Source organism: Bacteroides mucinivorans, from assembly GCF_034654355.2.
Taxonomy (GTDB): domain Bacteria; phylum Bacteroidota; class Bacteroidia; order Bacteroidales; family Bacteroidaceae; genus Bacteroides; species Bacteroides nordii.
Map to the genome: position 1 here is coordinate 2,173,589 of NZ_CP178179.1, position 19,389 is coordinate 2,192,977.

Sequence of the window (19,389 nt, forward strand, 5' to 3'; positions counted from 1 at the left end):
GTCAAAAGTGTTAAAAATAACACTAACAAAGATTTTTATTTGATCCCTTATTCTATTTTCATTGCAAATCCACCTCCGGGTGCGAGATGTATTTTCACTTTATCTTTATCATTCAACTTGATGTTTTCTTTTTTATAGTCCCGTCCGCTGCGATGTGCGTTTATACCATCTTTAAACAAGGTAACTGTTTTCCCTTTTTCTTTTAAGAATGATAAATCGACCTCTATGTCGCGTGCATCCCAATTAGTCATTCCACCGACATACCAGGTATTACCGTGTCTGCGGGCTGTTACTATATATTCGCCGATCTTGCCATCAAGAGTGATACTTTCGTCCCATACGGTGGGTATGTTTGCAATAAAATCCAGTGATTCCGGTTCGCGCATGTAGTTGCTTGGTGCGTCGCAAAGCATATTGAACGGAGATTCCAGTATAACGTACATGGCCAGTTGATGACATCTTGTACCCTGACTCATTGGTTCTGAATTGCAAGGATAATAGTTACCTTTTGCCGCATTGCGCATGGCACCTTGCGTATAATCCATAGGTCCTGCCACCTGGCGGATGAAAGGAATAATGACATCATACTTCATCTGGTCTACAGCAGGGCTCCATTTCATTTGTTCCAGTCCGTGCACTCCTTCAAAGTTCAGAACATTGGGATATGTGCGGTTCATTCCGGCAGGTTTGTATGTGCCATGCAGGTCGAGTATCAGTTTGTGTTTTGCACAGGTTTCAGCGGCACGGTAGTTAAAGTCTACCATTTCCTGATCATCACGATCCATAAAGTCTACCTTGAATCCTTTCACACCGATATCGGCATAGTGTTTACAGATATTCTCCATATCCCGGTTGAATGCGTGAAAACCTGCCCATAGGATGATGCCTACGTTCTTTTTCGCGCCGTAATCTACCAGTTCTTTGATGTCGATCTCTTTTACAACCTGCATCAGGTCAGCTTTCAGGTTTACTGCCCAGCCCTCATCCAGAATAACATACTCAATACCATGTGCTGCTGCAAAGTCTATGTAATATTTATAAGTTGCATTGTTGATTCCGGATACAAAGTCTACTCCGTCAATGTTCCAATTATTCCACCAGTCCCATGCTACTTTACCGGGTTTGATCCATGAGATATCAGCCACTCGTGAGGCCGCTCCTAACTTGTAAGTCATGTCACTGTTTGCCAAATCTTTATCTGTAGTAGAGAGGATCGCTATGCGCCAGGGGAATGTCCGTGGGCCATTCACTTTGGCTATATAGTGTTCGCGTTGTTGTACTTGCATTTGTAGCATGTTGTGCCCACCCTGTTTGGTAACTTTGGGGTATTGAGCTTGCTTGCCGGTCAGGCTGTTATTGCCGTTTGCGTTAGTCAGATAGAGTCCGGGGTAGCTTTCCAGATCCGATTCTGTGATACAGATTTTTTTTCCGTTCCCTACTTCGACTACCAGCGGCAGAAACATCATTCTTCCTTTGTTTAGTTTTGAAAGCCGGTCGGTGGTATAAGCGTTCTCAAATGAATTCATAAACTGAGACTCATAATCTCCATCTTTTCCGGGCCTTACATAGGGCACTGTAGCCATAGCATCATCGTTAAACTGGTAATTGACCTCTTCACTTTGGATATTAAATGGCTTTTTCCGTTGATTGATAAAACGATAAGCTATTCCATCGTCGTATGCACGAAACTCCAATCCCCATTGTTTTTTGAATGTCAGTTTCAATTCGTTATATGTATCCTGGATTTTATCTTTCTTGTAGAATGGTGAAAGGATTGTTTCATTCACGCTTCGTTTGTTACTTTGGGATAGTTTGGCATTGTCGCCCCATACTTCTCCATCACTTAACATTAATGAAATAGGGGAGGGGGACAGGACAGACTGTCCATCATGTGTAATGTCATAGGTGATTTTTTCGCCGATGTTAATAGTTGTACTGATACGTCCGTTGGGTGAAGTCAACGTAAATTGTTTTTGTGCATAAACTGTGGTTATCAGAAACAGGCTGCACAGCAGAGTCATTTTTAGTTTTCTCATGGTATATAAATGTTTAATTAGACCTTGGTTATTTAGGTCGCTAATATGAAATCGTGTTGTGATATATAAAGTTGTTACAAATATACAATGAAAAAATATAAAAAACTGAGTTTGAGATAGGTTTGATTTATAATTGAATAGATATGAGCAAAACTCACCACAGAGTAGCACAGAGTTTCACAGAGTATTATTTATCTGATGAAACGCGGATTAACACAGATAAACACAGATTAAAAGACTGTAGTTCTTTATCTTAGATTTGTTTCCCTTTACGAAAATCTGCGTTTCAATAAAGATTTAAACTCTGTGTTACTCTGTGGTGAAATACCGTATAGAAGTGAATAAAAAATTCCCCCTTTACTGGCCACGCCTGGTCAGAAGGGGGAAACACAAACAAACAATAATATTAAGAAACTGGCGTGATTCACATCAGACCAACTCCCTGTTTCCCTTTCGGGAAAATACAGTACTGAGATTGAATAACAGTACTATATGCCTTCAAAAAACTATTAATTCTGTTGTTGTGTCATTTTTATTCATAGTTACTTATTCGGTGATTTCACTCCACGGATAAGGATACTTTTCCAGATTTGCCAGTGTATCTACAATCTCTTGTTCTTCCGCTGTTAACTCTCTTTTCCCCCAACTGTCTATTATGTCATGAGCTTCTGCTGCCAGTTCGTCATCAAATACTTCACCATAACAATAGGTCAGTAGTTGACATTTCAAAAGAGAAGGAGAGAGTTTTTCCAATACTTTCCATGAGCGGTTCAGAATTGTTTGCTTTCGGGCTTCTATATCATTGGTATAGATAAGAGCGTTATATCCCATTAACAAAACGAGGCAAAGGAGTGCTTCTTCTTCGTCCGTAGAGGCTTGAGCTGTGAACAAAGCATTTGCTTTTTGCAGTACTTCTTTGCTCTGTTGGCAGAGTGAATCTGCATATATAAGTGAATCATCTACACCCAGATATAACAGTTCGTGGGCTAAATGTTTTAATTCCTGAATTTGAGTTGTTAGCATATGATTATTGAATTTAAATTAGTAGCATTTAAAAGAGTGATTTTGTTATTTATCTCTTATTGTAGAGTATTTACTTTATTGCATACGATGGTAATGCCTAATTTAGACAAGCCTGTTGTCCATTCATCTTCATTTGAATTGAAATACTCACTGTAGTGCATTATTTTGGTATCTTCTATTCCGGAAAAAGCATATGCGTACAGATCTCTTCTTAGTAACATTCTACTATAATTCAGGGCATCATCCCCGTTGTATCCAAAGAAAGAATAGAGATTCATCATGAGCTTACAACCTTTTTCTTTGAGCCGTACAAAGTCCTCTGTTCCCCAATAAATACATCGTTCCGGTTGCATGACTACAGGGATATAACCTGCATTTAAAATAGAGTCAAGCACTTCCCAGAACTTATCATTTTTTAGCAGAGGATGAACATCAATAAGCAATTCTTTTTGTTCGTCAATGGTTAATAGTTTTTCAGTATCCAGCATCTTTTCAAAAGCATTATCCAGGCGATATCTGGCAGAAAGTTTTAGTTCAATGCTTCCTTTATACTGATTTTTTAAACTATTGAATACTTTCTCGAGATTCTTTGTTGTGTTCTCAGGATTCTCTTTTTTCACAGGTGGAACACATGTCACCTGCTTTATTCCTATATCTTCCAGATAGTTCAACAGTTCCATTGATTTGTCCGGAGATAAGGCCCAGGCATCTGTACCTGGTAAGATGTAGGGCTGAAAGTCAGTATAAATCATTAATCTTTCTTTTAATGTAGGTACAGTTTCTTTTTTTATTCAAGAAGGTTATTGTAGTCTATTAATGTCTTTACTAATTGTTGCTGTGAGCGTGATAACCGTATTCGTGAAAGGGCATCCACATAAATTTCCAGATGGTGAAGATCAGAACCTGCAAAGTCGTAAAAACCTGCTTTTAATAATACTTGAGACCGTTGTAATACTCTTTTGCCATATGTACCTGCCAATGACATCAGATTTAACTGGAACTTACAACCATTTTTCTTTAGTGCAACCAGTTCCTCTTCGCGCATATACAAATATCGTTCCGGATGTGCTATAATGGGTTTATAGCCACTTACCTGTAACTCATAAAGCATGTGACGGAGGTCAGGAGGTGCCGATAAATAGGAGGTCTCCACTAATACATGGTGATCACCCAGAGTCAGCAATCCCTCTTCCGTCTGTTTCTTAAATCCTGTGTCCAGCATATACTCGCCGGCCAACCGGAGCTCAACAGGAGATTTACTCTTTTTACAAAACTCTTCGAAACGCTTTTGAAGAAAGTCGGGATGGTTTTCAATGATATCTTCCATAATATGAGGTGTGAGAAAGATTCTTCTGACACCTATTTCATGCAGGTATTCAATGGCAGCAAGGGATTCTTCTACAGAAGCCATCCCGTCATCTACTCCGGGAAGGAGATGGGCATGGACGTCTGTCATGCCCTTTAAGAGTCCCGATTTTAAAATATTTGTTTTTGATGAAAGCCAGGAAAACATAGAGTAGTTTTTGATTATTTATTAAAAAGATTGGAGATACGTTTTTTCAAACGCTTTGTCAAACTTTTGTTTTTGCTTTTTCGTCCTTCATCATTTCCATATCCATAGCCGTATCCATAACCGTACCCATATCCATAACCATAGCCTTTACGGTCATAATTGACTCCGTTAAGTACGATGGCTATATTACGTAATTTATCCAGTTCGTACATTCGTTCCAGATTCGGAAGCTGGCGATGATCCATCACTCCGGCACGTACTACATAGATGGTTAGGTCTACTACTCGATTGATAATTGAAGCATCGGCTACGATGTCTACCGGTACGTTGTCCAGAATTACATAGTCATAGTGTTTTTTTAACTCTGTAACCATACGGTCAAAACGTTCGCTCAGAAGAAGTTCGGCAGGATTGGGAGGGACAGGACCGGCAAAGATGATATCGAGATTTTTATATTTATCATTTGTGATGATAATATCTTCGATTTTATCTGTTTTTCCCGATAAATAATTGGTAAGTCCCATACGAGCCGGAATATCAGTGAAAATATTGCTCAAAGTACCTTTACGGATATCCACATCGACCAGGATAACCTTCTTATTCATTTGGGCGATACTCATAGCCAGATTACATGAGATAAATGTTTTCCCGGCTCCGGGATTAGAGGATGTCAGCATTACTACCTGAAGGTTTTCAGTTTTCACACGCATGAAGTCCATATTAGTCCGGATAATACGGAATGCCTCGGATATTGGGCTACGGCTATTCTCGTGAACAATGATAGGAGATTCTTTTCTGTCTTTCTCACTACATTGGGGAATATCACCCAGAATGGGTACACTTAGAGCATCTTCCAGATCTTTACGGGTACGCACTTTGGTATCCAATGTGCTTTGTAACCAGAAGAATACCAAAGGAATGGCACCCCCTATCAGAACAGTAGCAAATAAGATTATCATTGTTCTGGGAGCTACAGGTTTGCTACTACCCGATGCCGGATCGATAATACGTGCATTACTTTCTGTGATAGCCTGTGTTAAAGCATTCTCTTCACGTTTGTTCAGCAAATAGAGATAAAGCTCTTCTTTAATTTTTTGTTGGCGTTCTACGGTTAGTACATATTTTTGTTGAGCAGGCACAGCTTCAATACGTTTCTGGGTTTGCTCTTCATGTTCCCGGTTATTCTTTAATTTGATGTTCAATCCAACGATTAAGTTGTCCACGGAACGGATAATCGTCTGTTTCATTGCAGCCAGAGAATTGTTCAGGTCGATAACAATGGGATTCTTGCTACTACTGCCTGAAACCAATTTATCACGTTTAAGCAACATTTCATTGTACTCACTGATTTGAGATTCCACACTGTTGTCAGAAATACCGGTATTGGCAGGGATTAGGTCTGCGTTTTTTTGAGGATCTACTAAATAATCTTTAATATATTTAGCAATACTTAGTTGATTTTCGAGGCTAAGTCCTTCCTGGCGATAAAGGCTTGTGTTTGCCAGATACATACCTGTTTCTGACGTGATATCGGTCAGTTGATTTTCACGTTTGAATGCTTCAATGTTGGCATCCACTCCACCGAGTTCACGTTCGATGATTATCAGACGATCATTAATAAAGTTTGAAGTATTGACAGCTATCTGATTTTTATCATTGATTGCGTCTTCATTATAAATGGCAATTGCCATGTTGATAATATCTTCTGCACGTGCTATTGAAACATCTCTTAGAGTCAGATTAATGATTGTTGCAGTTTTACTTGCAAGAGATACTTCCATGTTACTTTGGTAGGTATCTACAATCCTTTCCATGTTAGATTTAGTGACTGAGATGGGTTTCTCATAAAAATTGTCTGAATAATACAAAGTTGGCATTACTACCATTGTACCGACTGGAGTTTGTATTGTATCATGTAAGTTTACTTCCAGTACCTCGTTTGAAGTGATTTCTCCATCTCCAACACTCATTTGCAGATCAGATAGCCTGACTTTAGTTGAATCGATGGGAGTTACTGTTACAAGGATTGCTTGCCTCTCTTCTGCTTCAGGAAAAGAAAGTATTATTGGAGAGTGTGTATAAAGTTCTTTATTTCTTAATCCTTCTTTTATTTTATAACTAATATCTAAATGCAGACGGCGTGCAACTTCTTCCATTAAATGGCGGGACTGAAATATAAGCACTTCATTATCTACGTTCCGTTTTCCTCCGAAAAGTCCTAAATCTGCAAAAGCGGAGGATTCACTTAAACCGCCTCCTTTCGAATCATCACGTATTAAAACAGAGGCTTTACGACTATATATTTTGGACGAAGATTGTAAATAAAAGAAGGCAATACCTACACACAGGAAAATGGAAAGTATAAACCAATAACGGTTACTCCATATTAGCTGTAGAATATCAGCAATATTAATTTCTTCTTCCTGTTCAGAAGATTTGGAGACTTTTGATTCTTTATTAATTTTTTGTTCAGTACTCATTATTCAAAGGCATTTTTATTTAAACATAGTCACTAAGAGTGAGGTTATAGAGGCAAGTACGGACACTCCGGACAACCATACACCGACAGAATTGTTGGAGTTGATGCGACTTTGCCCCGTTTTTGCATTGTTTGGCTCTACATATACAATATCATTCTGCTGTAGATAGTAACAAGGTGACTGAAAGATATCTGATGAACGTAAATCATGATATAGGATACTACGTTTACCATCTTTTTCACGGATTACGGCTACACGGTCACGACGACCATAGATGGTTAAATCACCAGCCATACTCAATGCTTCGAGCAATGTTATTCTGTCTCCTGAAATATCGAATGTTCCCGGACGTCCTACTTCACCTATTACAGAAATTTTGAAGTTAAGGAATTGAACTGTTACAATAGGATCTTTGATTAATTCTTCTTCAATTAGTCTCTTTTTAATTAACTCGGTCACTTGCATACGGGTTAAACCTTCTACATGGATTTCTCCTAAAATAGGGAAATCGATATTACCATCCTGATTAACGAGATAACCAACTAACCGTTGTTGGCTAACGTTTTGTCCACCTATCTGATAACTTACTAATGGCATATTGAAAGGTAAAGCTAATTCAGGATCTTTACTGTTTACTATAATAGCTAACAGGTCATCTTTGTGGATGATAACCTCGTAACTCTTATCAATTGCTTCTTCTTTGATAAGAGAAATGTCTTGTAAATAAAGCACTTTTTTGGGAGCTGAACAGGCCGCAAGTAAAACGACCATACAGATTAAAAATGTATGTTTCATTTTTTAATAAAATAATTAGTTATTGTTGTTTGAATTTTAAATTAATATCTGAGAAGTTTGAAAAGAGAATTTGTCAATTGGAGGGGGCTACTGGAAATTTTATTAATAAAAGTGTAAAATAATAGCTGTTTTAATAATATATACTATACTGATTAGCAATTGTTTCCCATTTATAATTTCTATTGGCAATCTCTAACATGTCTTTGGCGTTTTGTTGTAAGATAGTATTGTTTTTTTGAGTTAATTCAAGAAGATCTTTTTCATTTTGAAAATAACAAGCCTTTTTTTGAGTAGTTTCGCGATTGTATATAACGTCATAGGCAAGAATGGGTACACCGAAAAACATAGCTTCCACTAATGACGGATTTGTGCCTCCTGCACTATGCCCATGAATATAATATTTACAATTTTTCCGGAGTACATATAGTTTTTGCAAATCATAAATAGGATCTAATATCTTTATATTATTATGTGAAATATATTTTTTTTTCAGATCTTTTCCATACTCGCTTCTTTCCCAGTTGCCAATAAATATTATTGGTATATTGCTTTGTGCGAAAGCTTCCAATATTAGATAGCAATTATTTTCTGGTTCAATTCTACAGATAGTTATGGCATATTCACCAGCAGATAAATTATAATGGTTTAAAATGTTATATTGTTGTTCACTGGATATGGTTTGTTGTACGTGGTCACCTCCATATGCTATTAACACGGTTTCTTTACCATATTCATTTTTTACATAGTCTTGTATTCCTTTGTTATCTGCTATTATCACATCGGCATATTTTATGGCCATTGCTTCAGAATATTTGAGGAACTTTCTTGCAAACTTTCCCCATTTAGCCCGTCTGTGTTCTATCCCGTCTATATTTATTATTAATTGTTTGTGGCATAACATACGGAAGAAGGGTAAGAAGATACATCCTGATACCCCTAAAACTAAAATAGTATCGTAGCCTTTGATTACTTTCATTAATGAATAGATATCATATGGGGTGCTTTGTATTCCATTTGCATGGAAAAGGGGGATATATTTCAAAACAGCTCCCTTATAAACTTTCATTTGTTTTTCATAATCTTTACTACTGCAAAATACGGTATATTGAATATCAGAGGGTGTGTTTTCACCGATCATGTTCTCTACCAGTGTTTCAAAGCCACCATATTTTGCGGGTACACCTTGTATACCTATGATTGCAACTTTCTTCATTAATTATAATATTATAATAGAAATACGGATTATTCTTTTATCCATTTAGAGAATTCATTTGAGAATGATGTAATTTCTTGCCTGTTAGTGTAGGTACTATATTCTGTATCTATATAGTAATCTGTATACTTAGTATGCCTTTGTATAATATTAGAGAAAGTATTGGTAAAAGATGTAATATCTAAATCTGTAAGTATTCCAAAACTTTTGAATTTAGATAACATCATATTAAAATATGGAATATTACTTGCAATAATCGGTTTTTTAAAATAGAAGGCCATTTCTAAAATTCCACTTTGTGATGTTTTTCTATATGGCAGTACTACATAATCAGTATTTTTATATAAGAATACTAATTCGTCATCATTGATATGTTTTAGAAAAACTTGAAAAGACTGTGGATACATGAGAGGAATTTTATGAATAGTCCCGTCAAAATCCTTTCCTGCAATGATAATGTTTAACTTCTCAGCTTGTTCTTGGGGTAATGCATTAATTGTTTGGATTAGGATGTCTATTCCTTTATTATAATTTATATTTCCGAAGAATAATATATTTATTTTATCTTTTGCAATTGAATGTTGAATCTCTTTTTCTACCTGATTTTCATTACATGTTTTTTTGAAGCAATATTTAAAGTGTGGAACAGATAATCTCAATCCTTGAAAATCATATTCATTAAGAAAGTTGTTTGTGCGTTGTGAGTGCGTTATTACACTTTTTATTTTAGAAGAGTATATGTTTTTGAACCATTTTTTTAATCGTAGATTTGCATCTACATTCTGTCCTATTGCTTCATGAATATCGATTATATGCTTTGGCGCCTTAGAAATTATCCATAGAAAGGGAATGTCAATACTATTTCCATAAGTCAAATATATGAAACAGGCTTTTTTATTAGATAGAACCTTGATATATAACTTAATGTAATTATATACTAAGAAAATAACTCCAATGAGCTTATTGACTGAATAGAAGTTTAAAAAGAAAGACGTAGCTTTTTCTTCCGGATAGTTAGATAAAATATTTATTTTTTCATTAGGTAAAGGGTTGGATAGTACTTTCTTGAAAGCATCATTATAATAATGCATACCACAATGAATGCCTAAATAATCAACAATAAAGATTTGTTTCATTTCTATAACTGAGATAGATTAGTGATTTCGTATAATATCTGTCTTATAAGTAATTGGGGGTATATAATAATTAACGTGGCTTGAATAGCTCTGTATTTACAGGGATTTCTAATTCTTCTTTATATCTGTTACAGATAAATCGTGCAGGAGCCCCTCCCCAAACTGTATAAGGAGGTATATCTTTATTTACAATAGAACCAGCTCCGATTATAGCTCCATCACCGATAGTAACAGGCTTGGTAAATATAGTATTACTTGCTATATATACATTTCTTCCTATATGAATTTGGCCACGATAGTATGCATGCTCTTTTAGATTGTAGACATCATAGTAATGAGATAAGAGAATACAACCATCAGCTATTGCTGTTCCTTTTCCGATGAAAATATCTTCAGGGTGAATCGTGTCTATTGATATTTTTCCAATACGTACTACTCCTTTTTCAATAGATACGCCCAGAATACGATAAATTTTTGCTCGCAAAAATCTGGAAATGGGTATAACATTACAACTTTTGAAAATCAGAATTTTTATATACCGTTTTATGCTAAAATCATATTTAGCACGATTTGATTTATTTATATCCACAATTATATATTTTTTGTAAATAGTAATTGAATTAATTTCAACTTGTTGGTGAAAAGGTCTTTTCTCAATAAAATTAAAGGAATCCAAAGACCTAAATAGAAAAAACGAAAACATATATAAGCGGAATACTTATTATGCTTCTTAATATAATATAGCTTACTTGTAAATATATTCTTCATTCTATTAAATGACCAGGCACTGGATTGGGATGGATCGCTACCTCCTTCTAAATGTATAATTTCTGGCTCACTGATTATTAATCTTTTATATCCGTTTATAGCCATCCTATATTGCCAGTCTACTTCTTCACAATACATAAAAAACATCGGGTCAAAACCCTCTAATTCTTGATATACTTTATATGGAATGAATAAATCTGCTCCTGTTATGTAGTCCACTTCTTTTGATTCTTTTATTGCTGGTGGATATAAATAGTCAGTATTATTTTTGATACCGAATATTTTAGAGTATTTGGTTAGGACATTTTTGAGTTCTGATTTTATTGTGATGAATTTGCCGTATGAATGAATATTATTTCCATTATTATCTTTCAGAATTGTTCCTACTGCTCCTAACTTGTCTGTATAAGAAATAGAGAATTCAAAAAAGTTTTTTATAGCATTATTACATAATATTGTATCAGAATTTAGGAAAAACAGATACTTCCCGGAAGCTTGTTTGATACCTAAATTATTGGCTTTTCCAAAACCTAAATTAATATTACTTCTTATCAATTTTACTGTCGGAAAGTCATTTTTGAGCATTTGGCATGATTCATCGTGTGAGTCATTATCTATAACAATTATCTCATATACTACTTCTCTGGTATTTGTGATAATAGATTGGATACATTGCTTTAATAAATCACAAGTATTGTAATTTACGATTATTATAGATACGTCCATTTAATGTTATTTTTAGAATATGTAAAATAAACTAAGCCTTCTTAAAGAAGATATTGATATCATTCGATGTAGAAAATAATGGATAGAAAACGAAAGCAAATCTAATGCAGTTTGTTGAAAACAAGGTATCATTACTTAAAAATATCAACATCACCAAGAATGATACTATCATATATCTCATATATTTTCTATATTCTATATTATCCATTGCTTTGGTTCGTTTATATGCATAATAATATAGGCCGAAGTAGATTGCTAGAAGAACTATTCCTCCTCTTGCTATTGTACCAAATACACCAATGTCTGCTAAATAGAATTGATAACCAAAAAAAGCATGAAAACCGAATTCTCGAAATTTGTAAGATAGATTTCCAAAGCCCAATACGGGATTGTCTATTATATAAGGTATTACACTTTCTATCGAATTTAGACGTGCTAATGTTGAATTGTCTGATGTTTTTACCCCTTCGAAAATACTAAAGAATCGTTCCAAAAATGAAGAGTCATATAAAATAATAGCTATAATAATCACTATGGGTGATAATCCTAATACAAAACGTTTAATAGTTAATCTTTTCATTCTAATATAATAGATGAAATAGATTATTCCGACTAATGCAAGAGGCTGTCGGCCTTTGTTGACAAAAATAAGATATACCATTAAAATAATAAAAGGGATAAATATTTTTTTGTCATTAGGGTTATCCATGAACTTTAGCAAATAGTATATATAAGATATAAGCATCATAGCTGAACCGGTGAATAATTTAGCCCCTTTTATAGAGTCTTCAGTAGAAGTTATTTCTACAGAGTCTGTGCTAAATAAATATGGTTCAATTGTGACATGGTTGATACCAAAGAAAAAGAATGCTATAATTGAGACTATAGCTATGCAGATATTTATATTATTGATTTGTAATAGTAATAACCGGTAATCATATTTTATAGAATAGAGAAAAAAACCGAAAAGGATAACCCATAAGTATCTTAGAGAAACGATTCCCATGAATATGGGTTGTTCAAAAATAATAGAACTTTTGTAGGAACCATAAAGTGGAAATAAAAAGCAATATAGGATAAGTGCAAAAGTTAATTTTGATAGTTTCTTTTTTATGAATAATTCGCGTCCTAAAGAGAGTGTTCCCAATAATATAATTCCATAAAAACAAATAGAAAGAAGAGCTCCACTTTTAAAAAATTGTAGGCAATCTGTTACATATAAAATTGTTATTAAAACTATATATTTAGACATAATTAGTATGAATTCGAGTAATTATAGCAATGATTGGAATAATGTGCTGATTATTTGATAGTATAAAGATTAAACTTATTGGTAGATTTTGAATGTGTAATTTATATCTGCATCATTCATTTTTATATTCAGTTCAGATCTTAATTATTCGAATCGTTTTTAAAATTTTTCTTGGTATTCTTCTAAATAGAAGATCGGGTATATATAATAATTGATTCTGTATTATATTTCTTTTAAGTACCTTTCTTATAGCATACAGATATCCCTTACTTTCGCATAAGTAGATAAATTCTTTTTGGTATGGATGCCTCGGAAAGGGTGCTCTTAATGAAGGTCCGTATTTAATAGCTTCCGCGTATTTACGTTCCACCGATTGTATTTCGTTTGTTTCATCACATCGTATAGTATTATAGATAGTAAGTCCTTTATCAGTGTTGGGCAATACTATGGATACGTTATAAGGATTATATTTAAATGGAGTATCTTTCCCTAATCCGATGAAATCTCCAATAGTTATATCTGATATTCTTTCTGGGCGAGCATAATTGCATGTATAGCAATTTTCTCTCAAAGTGATTCCTTTTAGAAATCCGGAAAAGTAATATTGAGAGTATGCAGATTTACAATATTTGAGTGTATTATTGTCCCACAGTGATAATTGAAAATTTTTTCTGTCATTTCCTCTAAATCGGACGTCTGTAATATGAGGAATTTTATTTCTTTGTTTTAGATACTCTATCTCATCTATAAAATAAGATGTGGGAGACACGCCATGACAGATAAGATCTATAGTTAGAAGATTGGAGTACTCTTTTTTTAGAAAAGAATAAAGTCCGGCAATCTGGCAGGGAGTTGCTATGTAAAGCACTTCTTTGTTTTGTACTAAATCTTTTTTTATATCTTTGAAACATTCTCCTACCAGACTTTGTGTATATTTAGATCCTTTGAAATATTCTAAATCCTCTAACGTTTCAGATCGTGTAGTAATTGGGATCAGGTCTTTTGTATAGCGTGTTCCATATACAATCCCTCTCTTTTGTTTTATAATGTATTCAGAAAATACAGTTGCTATACCTCCAGATGCACATTTTTTCCGTTTTTCTTTATCTTTGGTCCAGGTAGCATAGCATTTAATAGGTGATTTAAATTCAAATTCACAATTATTTGGACATGATTTAATACAGAGATTGCAATGTATGCATTTTTCATTGTCTATAGTGGGGTATAATATTCCTATTGAATCATTTTGCATTGTAATACAATGACATGGACATGCATTGATACAGGCATAGCAGCCTGTACATTTTTCTTTTGGACAAATAATCATGTGTTTTATATACTAATTTTTTTATCTTTTAGTTGTATGATTTTGAATACCCATAAGAGCAAACAATATAGAATAAACCAAATAACACCTTTTAATGTAAAAATAAACAGGTATGTGATTTTATTGCTTATATCATCTATGTGAATTGCTTCATAGGGAAGTAGACATGTTAGTACAAATGCTATTAGAGAGAATAATGTAGGTTTGACGAAAGCGATAAACATCTTCTGCCGGTTTAATTTGAGTATTTTTTGGTAATAGGCTACATAATAAGAACCTATTACTATAATGACATATATAAAATAACCGATTACAGCAGAACCTACTCCATAGTGTTTACAGAGTAATGCATTTATTATCATTGAGATTATGCATGATGCAGCAGAAATATATACTAATACTTTCGTTTTTCCATAAGCTAATATTAAGCTATTTCCGGGGGTTGTATGGATTTGTATAAGAACAGTTACACACCATAGTATTAACCAAATGTACAAGTACTGATACTCTATTCCCACATATGCAGAGATAATTTGTTTAGCTCCTAATATAAAAGGAATACATAATATATTGGCTAAAATGGTGGTAATAGTTGTTCCTTTATATGCGAATTTTTCTATTTCATCTTGGTTCTTTTGGGCAATTAACTCAGAACTTTTAGGTAAAAATATTCCGGTCAAAGTACCTCCAACCACAATAATAAACAATGGTATGACTTCTATAATCCGATATTCTGCTGCTATATCGGCAGCATTGCTTGCAAGCATTCCCAGTATTAACGGACGAGATTGTGTTGCTGTAACTTGAAATAGAGATAATGCAAATAATGAGAGGCTATACATTAATACGATTTTGAAATCGTTCCAATAAAATTTTATTTTAAAGTTATCGATTAAATTATCTTTTTTACATTTATATGCATAAGGGATTAATAGAAGTGCTACTATTAAATTAAAGAAAAAGAAATAATTAGTTAAGCCTATATTGAAGAATAGGGTAGCAATAACCAAAATAGCTTTTAAAACAGAGATGATGCACTGTATCTGTTGGGTATAAGCCATTTGTTTATCTGCAACCAATAATTGATTGTACGATGTTGTTACCCATGTCAATAATGAGAAGAGAGCAAGAATAATTAAGCAGAGTCTAAGTGTGAGAAATTGCTCATGAGTGATGTTGAATAATCCTTCTCCCCAAATAGCTATTGCCAATAGACCTAAAGTGTTAATTAGAGATATTAACATGTAAAATGTCGTATTTGAGTGTGCTACGCGATAGATTAAATTTATTCTTCCTTCTGTTTTCCACTGTGAGTAGAACTTAATCGCTCCTGTATTCATTCCTAAATCCAGAAGGTGCATATATCCATTGCAAGCTGTAGCAAGTGAGAGTACTCCATAATCTGCCTGTCCCCATACACCTAACAGTAAGGGTACAGAGATGAAATTTATAATAGCATTAAGAATTTTAGATAATGTACTCCAGAAAAAAGAGGATATGTAATAATTAGATTTCATCTCAACTTTCTATTGCATTGATCAAATAAGTCATGGAGTCAATCCGATCTTTCTCTAAGATACATTTAATTGGATCATATTTAATTTTTTGTGTAATTTCTTTATGGGGTGTGTATATTCTTTCTTGTAATTGATAGTGTTCTAAAAGATCATAAATTCGGGAATTTTGCGATTTATTGTCATCATTATTAAAACGGAGAAATTCTATAAAATCAATAGAGAGATTGATACTGATAGCCGTAGCATGGAATGAATCTGTACATACTAATTCAGCATGCTGAATTAGCCAAACAAACTCTTTGGGCCCTGCATTTGTATATACGATGCTTCCTTCGATATTAAAATTTCTGTTCTCTGCAGATTGGATAATAATAAGGCTTTGAATTCCGGTTCGCTCTTGTATATCTATTATTTGAGGTTCATAATTATCTCGGTTTCCAATAAGATAACAAAGTATATATTTCTGAGGAGTAATAAACTCTATAACTGCATTCTGGGCAAATGTAATCCAATCCTGAGGTGTTAGCAGGAATGTCGGATCTAGTACATTGGCGATATCTTGTCTGTTAAGGAGTTTACCTATAAGGTCGCAACCTGTTTTTTCCCGTAATCCGATGTGGTTAAATAATGATATGTGCTTTTTATATAATTCGATTTTATTTTTAGGAAGTTCTTTTACTCCAATACTGGAGGCATATGCTATTCTTTTATTTGAATTGGCAAAATTTAGTAGGTAAAATTCACTTAAATGGAAAGGGTTCCATATCTGGTCACTCCCTGTAATAAAGATGGGATAGTCTTTTAGTAAAGCTTTATATTGTTTTTGGGTATATACATGTTTTATTGATATATCTTCCTGAATAAATTTGAGAATTTTTTTTTGTTTTAAGTCGTTTATGGCTTTTACTGATTTTATAGTTGCTTCAAAATTGAAAAAGGATAGTACATATCTGAGATGAGCTTTCCAGGAAAAATTGTTTGAATTAAATGCTGCTATTAAGTCACACGGATATCCTAATTCTTTGATTTTTTTATATAATGCATAAACTTGAACATTTGTTCCATAGTTTTTGCTTCCGTACCAGGTTATTAAACCTATGTTTTTTTTCATGTTATTATTTTATTAAAGTAATATCCAGATTTTATAAGCAGATATTACCATTAGAATAGTCCAAACTAAAAACAAAACTCTTTTACTGAGTATAAAACCATATAATTTAAAATACCTGCCTATCAGATACATTAATAAAAGAATCTGAAAATAAATATTGAAATTCTGATTAGCAATGAATAGTTCTATACTGCTGATGAAAAATAAGCAAAATATGAAGGTGCTCAAATTTTTTTTGGGTACTTTCTCAAGACTGGTATTCATACCTGGGAGAAGTAATAAAAATAGGAGCCAATCAATTGGAACCTGATATCTTAAACAGAATGTGTAGATTGATGGGTATAAATAACTTTCAGAGAATAGATCTTGTTTTAAAGCTAATCTTATTATTAAATAACTGATAAAAAGGATGATTACCCATATTGTAACATTGTATGATTTACTTGGTGCTTTTTTTGTGTTTAAGTATCCCAAAAACAACATGAGTGAACCGGTTATCATGATAGAGGCGGAGTATTCAATGAGGATTGTTGGGGGGATAAATAGATACCAAAAACAAATAGCAATAAGTACCAGTGTTAAAATGAATAAGCCGGTAATATTATGATTTATATAATTCATGGAGTGTGGTCACCCTTTATTTGAATATTGTTAAATCTGTTTATTTCCCTTTATACATACCTTCATAGTACTTCTCATACTCCCCTGAAGTAATATTATCCATCCAATCCTGGTTTTCCAAATACCACTTCACCGTTTTTTCAATTCCCTCTTCAAATTGTAAACTTGGTTCCCAATCCAGCTCATTTTTTAATTTGGTAGAATCGATGGCATAACGAAGGTCATGTCCTTTGCGATCGGTAACATACGTAATTAGGTCAAGTGAATGTCCTTTGGGATTTCCCAGTAAGCGATCTACGGTTTCGATGATAACCTTGATGATGTCTATGTTTTTCCACTCATTAAATCCGCCAATATTATAAGTTTCGGCAATTTCTCCTTGATGGAAAATGATATCGATAGCACGTGCATGATCTACCACATACAGCCAGTCGCGTACATTTTCACCTTTACCATATACTGGCAATGGTTTTCTGCAACGAATGTTATTGATGAATAGTGGAATTAGTTTTTCCGGAAATTGATACGGACCGTAATTGTTACTACAGTTGGTTACAATTGTAGGCATACCATATGTGTCGTGAAAAGCACGTACGAAATGATCCGATGAAGCTTTTGACGCTGAATAGGGTGAATGTGGATCGTATTTTGTTGTTTCGGTAAAGAATGTACCGTCAAACTCTAATGTTCCATATACCTCATCGGTTGATATGTGGTAAAAACGTTTGCTCTGGTAGCCATTTTCAGAATTTTCCCATAATAACTTGGCAGCTTGTAGTAAGGAGAGGGTTCCCATTACGTTGGTTCTTGCGAAAGTAAACGGGTCTTTAATACTTCTGTCTACATGGCTTTCGGCTGCCAAATGAATAACTCCGTCTATCTGGTATTGGTTGAACAATTCCATTATCCTGTCGAAGTCGCAGATATCTGCTTTCACGAATGTATAGTTTGGAGCGTTTTCGATGTCCTTCAAATTCGCTAAATTGCCGGCATAGGTCAGTTTGTCGAGGTTGATGATATGATAATCAGGATACTTATTTACGAACAAACGTACTACATGGCTACCGATAAATCCGGCTCCGCCGGTAATCATTATATTTCTTTTGAATGTCATGGTGTTATGCTTCTAATTCGTTAATACATTTGATAAATAGATTGGATATCGCATGTCTGGCTTTTAATGGAACTATTCTTTTAGTAAAGTCATGTTTAATACAGTTTTTCGTCGTAGTTAAAGAGCCATTCGCTATCTTTCAAGCAGGAATGGGCTTTGTCTTTTTCTGAGAGAACCACATCGTTTGCCGGTATTCTCCAATTGATTCCCAAAGCGGGATCATTCCATGCCAGAGCACCTTCGCTTTGTGGTGAGTAAAAGTTGTCACACTTATACTGGAAAATAACCTCTTCGCTTAATACACTAAACCCATGTGCAAACCCACGGGGTATAAAAAACTGGCGATGGTTTTCTTCCGTCAGTTCCACAGCCACATGCTGTCCGAAAGTAGGGGAACCTTTGCGGATATCTACGGCAACATCCAGTACTGCACCTTTTATCACACGCACCAGTTTGCTTTGTGCAAAAGGAGGTTTCTGATAATGCAACCCACGGATCACACCATAACCGGATTTGGATTCATTATCCTGAACAAACGTCGTTTTACAGACCTTTTCTTCAAATTCTCTCTGATTGAAAGATTCGAAAAAGTAACCACGCTCATCTTTAAAAAGACGTGGCTCGATAATGATTACGCCTTCTATGGAAGTCTTTATTATATTCATAATTTGATAGGAAAAGTATATGCTTTAAAAGAGAAATATAAAGGTGTACATTTTTGTGTGACAGGAGTGTACATTATTACACTGCAAAAGTG

16 protein-coding genes are annotated in these 19,389 nt (G+C 34.2%); all 16 read right to left on the reverse strand.

What is annotated here, in order from left to right; all coding sequences use genetic code 11:
• Positions 1-47: 47 nt before the first annotated feature.
• The 16 genes from VCM39_RS07825 to rfbC all read right to left on the reverse strand — a co-directional run bounded on the left by VCM39_RS07825 (position 48) and on the right by rfbC (position 19,297).
• The gene (locus tag VCM39_RS07825) at positions 48-2,036 is read right to left on the reverse strand and encodes a glycoside hydrolase family 97 protein (protein ID WP_221649348.1); all 1,989 of its coding nucleotides are present in this window, start codon (positions 2,034-2,036) and stop codon (positions 48-50) included.
• A 546-nt stretch (positions 2,037-2,582) separates the two neighbouring features.
• Positions 2,583-3,059, reverse strand: a complete 477-nt coding sequence (locus VCM39_RS07830; protein ID WP_221651284.1) for a UpxZ family transcription anti-terminator antagonist — start codon at positions 3,057-3,059, stop codon at positions 2,583-2,585.
• Positions 3,060-3,115: 56 nt separating this feature from the next.
• Positions 3,116-3,811, reverse strand: a complete 696-nt coding sequence (locus tag VCM39_RS07835) for a CpsB/CapC family capsule biosynthesis tyrosine phosphatase (RefSeq protein WP_322933437.1) — start codon at positions 3,809-3,811, stop codon at positions 3,116-3,118.
• Between the two features lie 35 nt (positions 3,812-3,846).
• On the reverse strand, positions 3,847-4,515 hold the full coding sequence (locus VCM39_RS07840) for a tyrosine-protein phosphatase (RefSeq protein WP_322933436.1): 669 nt from the start codon (positions 4,513-4,515) through the stop codon (positions 3,847-3,849).
• Positions 4,516-4,586: 71 nt separating this feature from the next.
• Entirely contained in the window at positions 4,587-7,052 is a 2,466-nt protein-coding gene (locus VCM39_RS07845) for a polysaccharide biosynthesis tyrosine autokinase (protein WP_321029075.1), read from the reverse strand.
• A 15-nt stretch (positions 7,053-7,067) separates the two neighbouring features.
• Entirely contained in the window at positions 7,068-7,847 is a 780-nt protein-coding gene (locus VCM39_RS07850; RefSeq protein WP_322933435.1) for a polysaccharide biosynthesis/export family protein, read from the reverse strand.
• A 130-nt stretch (positions 7,848-7,977) separates the two neighbouring features.
• Complete coding sequence (locus VCM39_RS07855) at positions 7,978-9,060, reverse strand: DUF1972 domain-containing protein (RefSeq protein WP_322933434.1); 1,083 nt, start codon at positions 9,058-9,060, stop codon at positions 7,978-7,980.
• Between the two features lie 29 nt (positions 9,061-9,089).
• Entirely contained in the window at positions 9,090-10,196 is a 1,107-nt protein-coding gene (locus VCM39_RS07860; RefSeq protein WP_321029078.1) for a glycosyltransferase, read from the reverse strand.
• Positions 10,197-10,266: 70 nt separating this feature from the next.
• A complete protein-coding gene (locus tag VCM39_RS07865; protein ID WP_321029079.1) occupies positions 10,267-10,785 on the reverse strand; it encodes an acyltransferase in 519 nt (172 codons plus the stop codon).
• A 2-nt stretch (positions 10,786-10,787) separates the two neighbouring features.
• A complete protein-coding gene (locus VCM39_RS07870; protein ID WP_322933433.1) occupies positions 10,788-11,690 on the reverse strand; it encodes a glycosyltransferase family 2 protein in 903 nt (300 codons plus the stop codon).
• 31 nt (positions 11,691-11,721) lie between these two features.
• Positions 11,722-12,942 carry an O-antigen ligase family protein gene (locus VCM39_RS07875; RefSeq protein ID WP_322933432.1) on the reverse strand — a complete coding sequence of 407 codons (1,221 nt, stop codon included), beginning with the start codon at positions 12,940-12,942 and terminating at the stop codon, positions 11,722-11,724.
• 133 nt (positions 12,943-13,075) lie between these two features.
• On the reverse strand, positions 13,076-14,269 hold the full coding sequence (locus VCM39_RS07880; protein WP_322933431.1) for a Coenzyme F420 hydrogenase/dehydrogenase, beta subunit C-terminal domain: 1,194 nt from the start codon (positions 14,267-14,269) through the stop codon (positions 13,076-13,078).
• A 5-nt stretch (positions 14,270-14,274) separates the two neighbouring features.
• Positions 14,275-15,786 (reverse strand): lipopolysaccharide biosynthesis protein, encoded by a 1,512-nt coding sequence (locus VCM39_RS07885; RefSeq protein ID WP_322933430.1) that lies wholly within the window; start codon positions 15,784-15,786, stop codon positions 14,275-14,277.
• 1 nt (position 15,787) lies between these two features.
• The gene (locus VCM39_RS07890) at positions 15,788-16,897 is read right to left on the reverse strand and encodes a polysaccharide pyruvyl transferase family protein (RefSeq protein WP_322933429.1); all 1,110 of its coding nucleotides are present in this window, start codon (positions 16,895-16,897) and stop codon (positions 15,788-15,790) included.
• 661 nt (positions 16,898-17,558) lie between these two features.
• Complete coding sequence (gene rfbB, locus VCM39_RS07895; RefSeq protein ID WP_321029085.1) at positions 17,559-18,632, reverse strand: dTDP-glucose 4,6-dehydratase; 1,074 nt, start codon at positions 18,630-18,632, stop codon at positions 17,559-17,561.
• A 95-nt stretch (positions 18,633-18,727) separates the two neighbouring features.
• Positions 18,728-19,297, reverse strand: coding sequence for a dTDP-4-dehydrorhamnose 3,5-epimerase (gene rfbC, locus VCM39_RS07900; protein ID WP_322933428.1), 570 nt, complete (start codon positions 19,295-19,297; stop codon positions 18,728-18,730).
• Positions 19,298-19,389 lie beyond the last annotated feature (92 nt).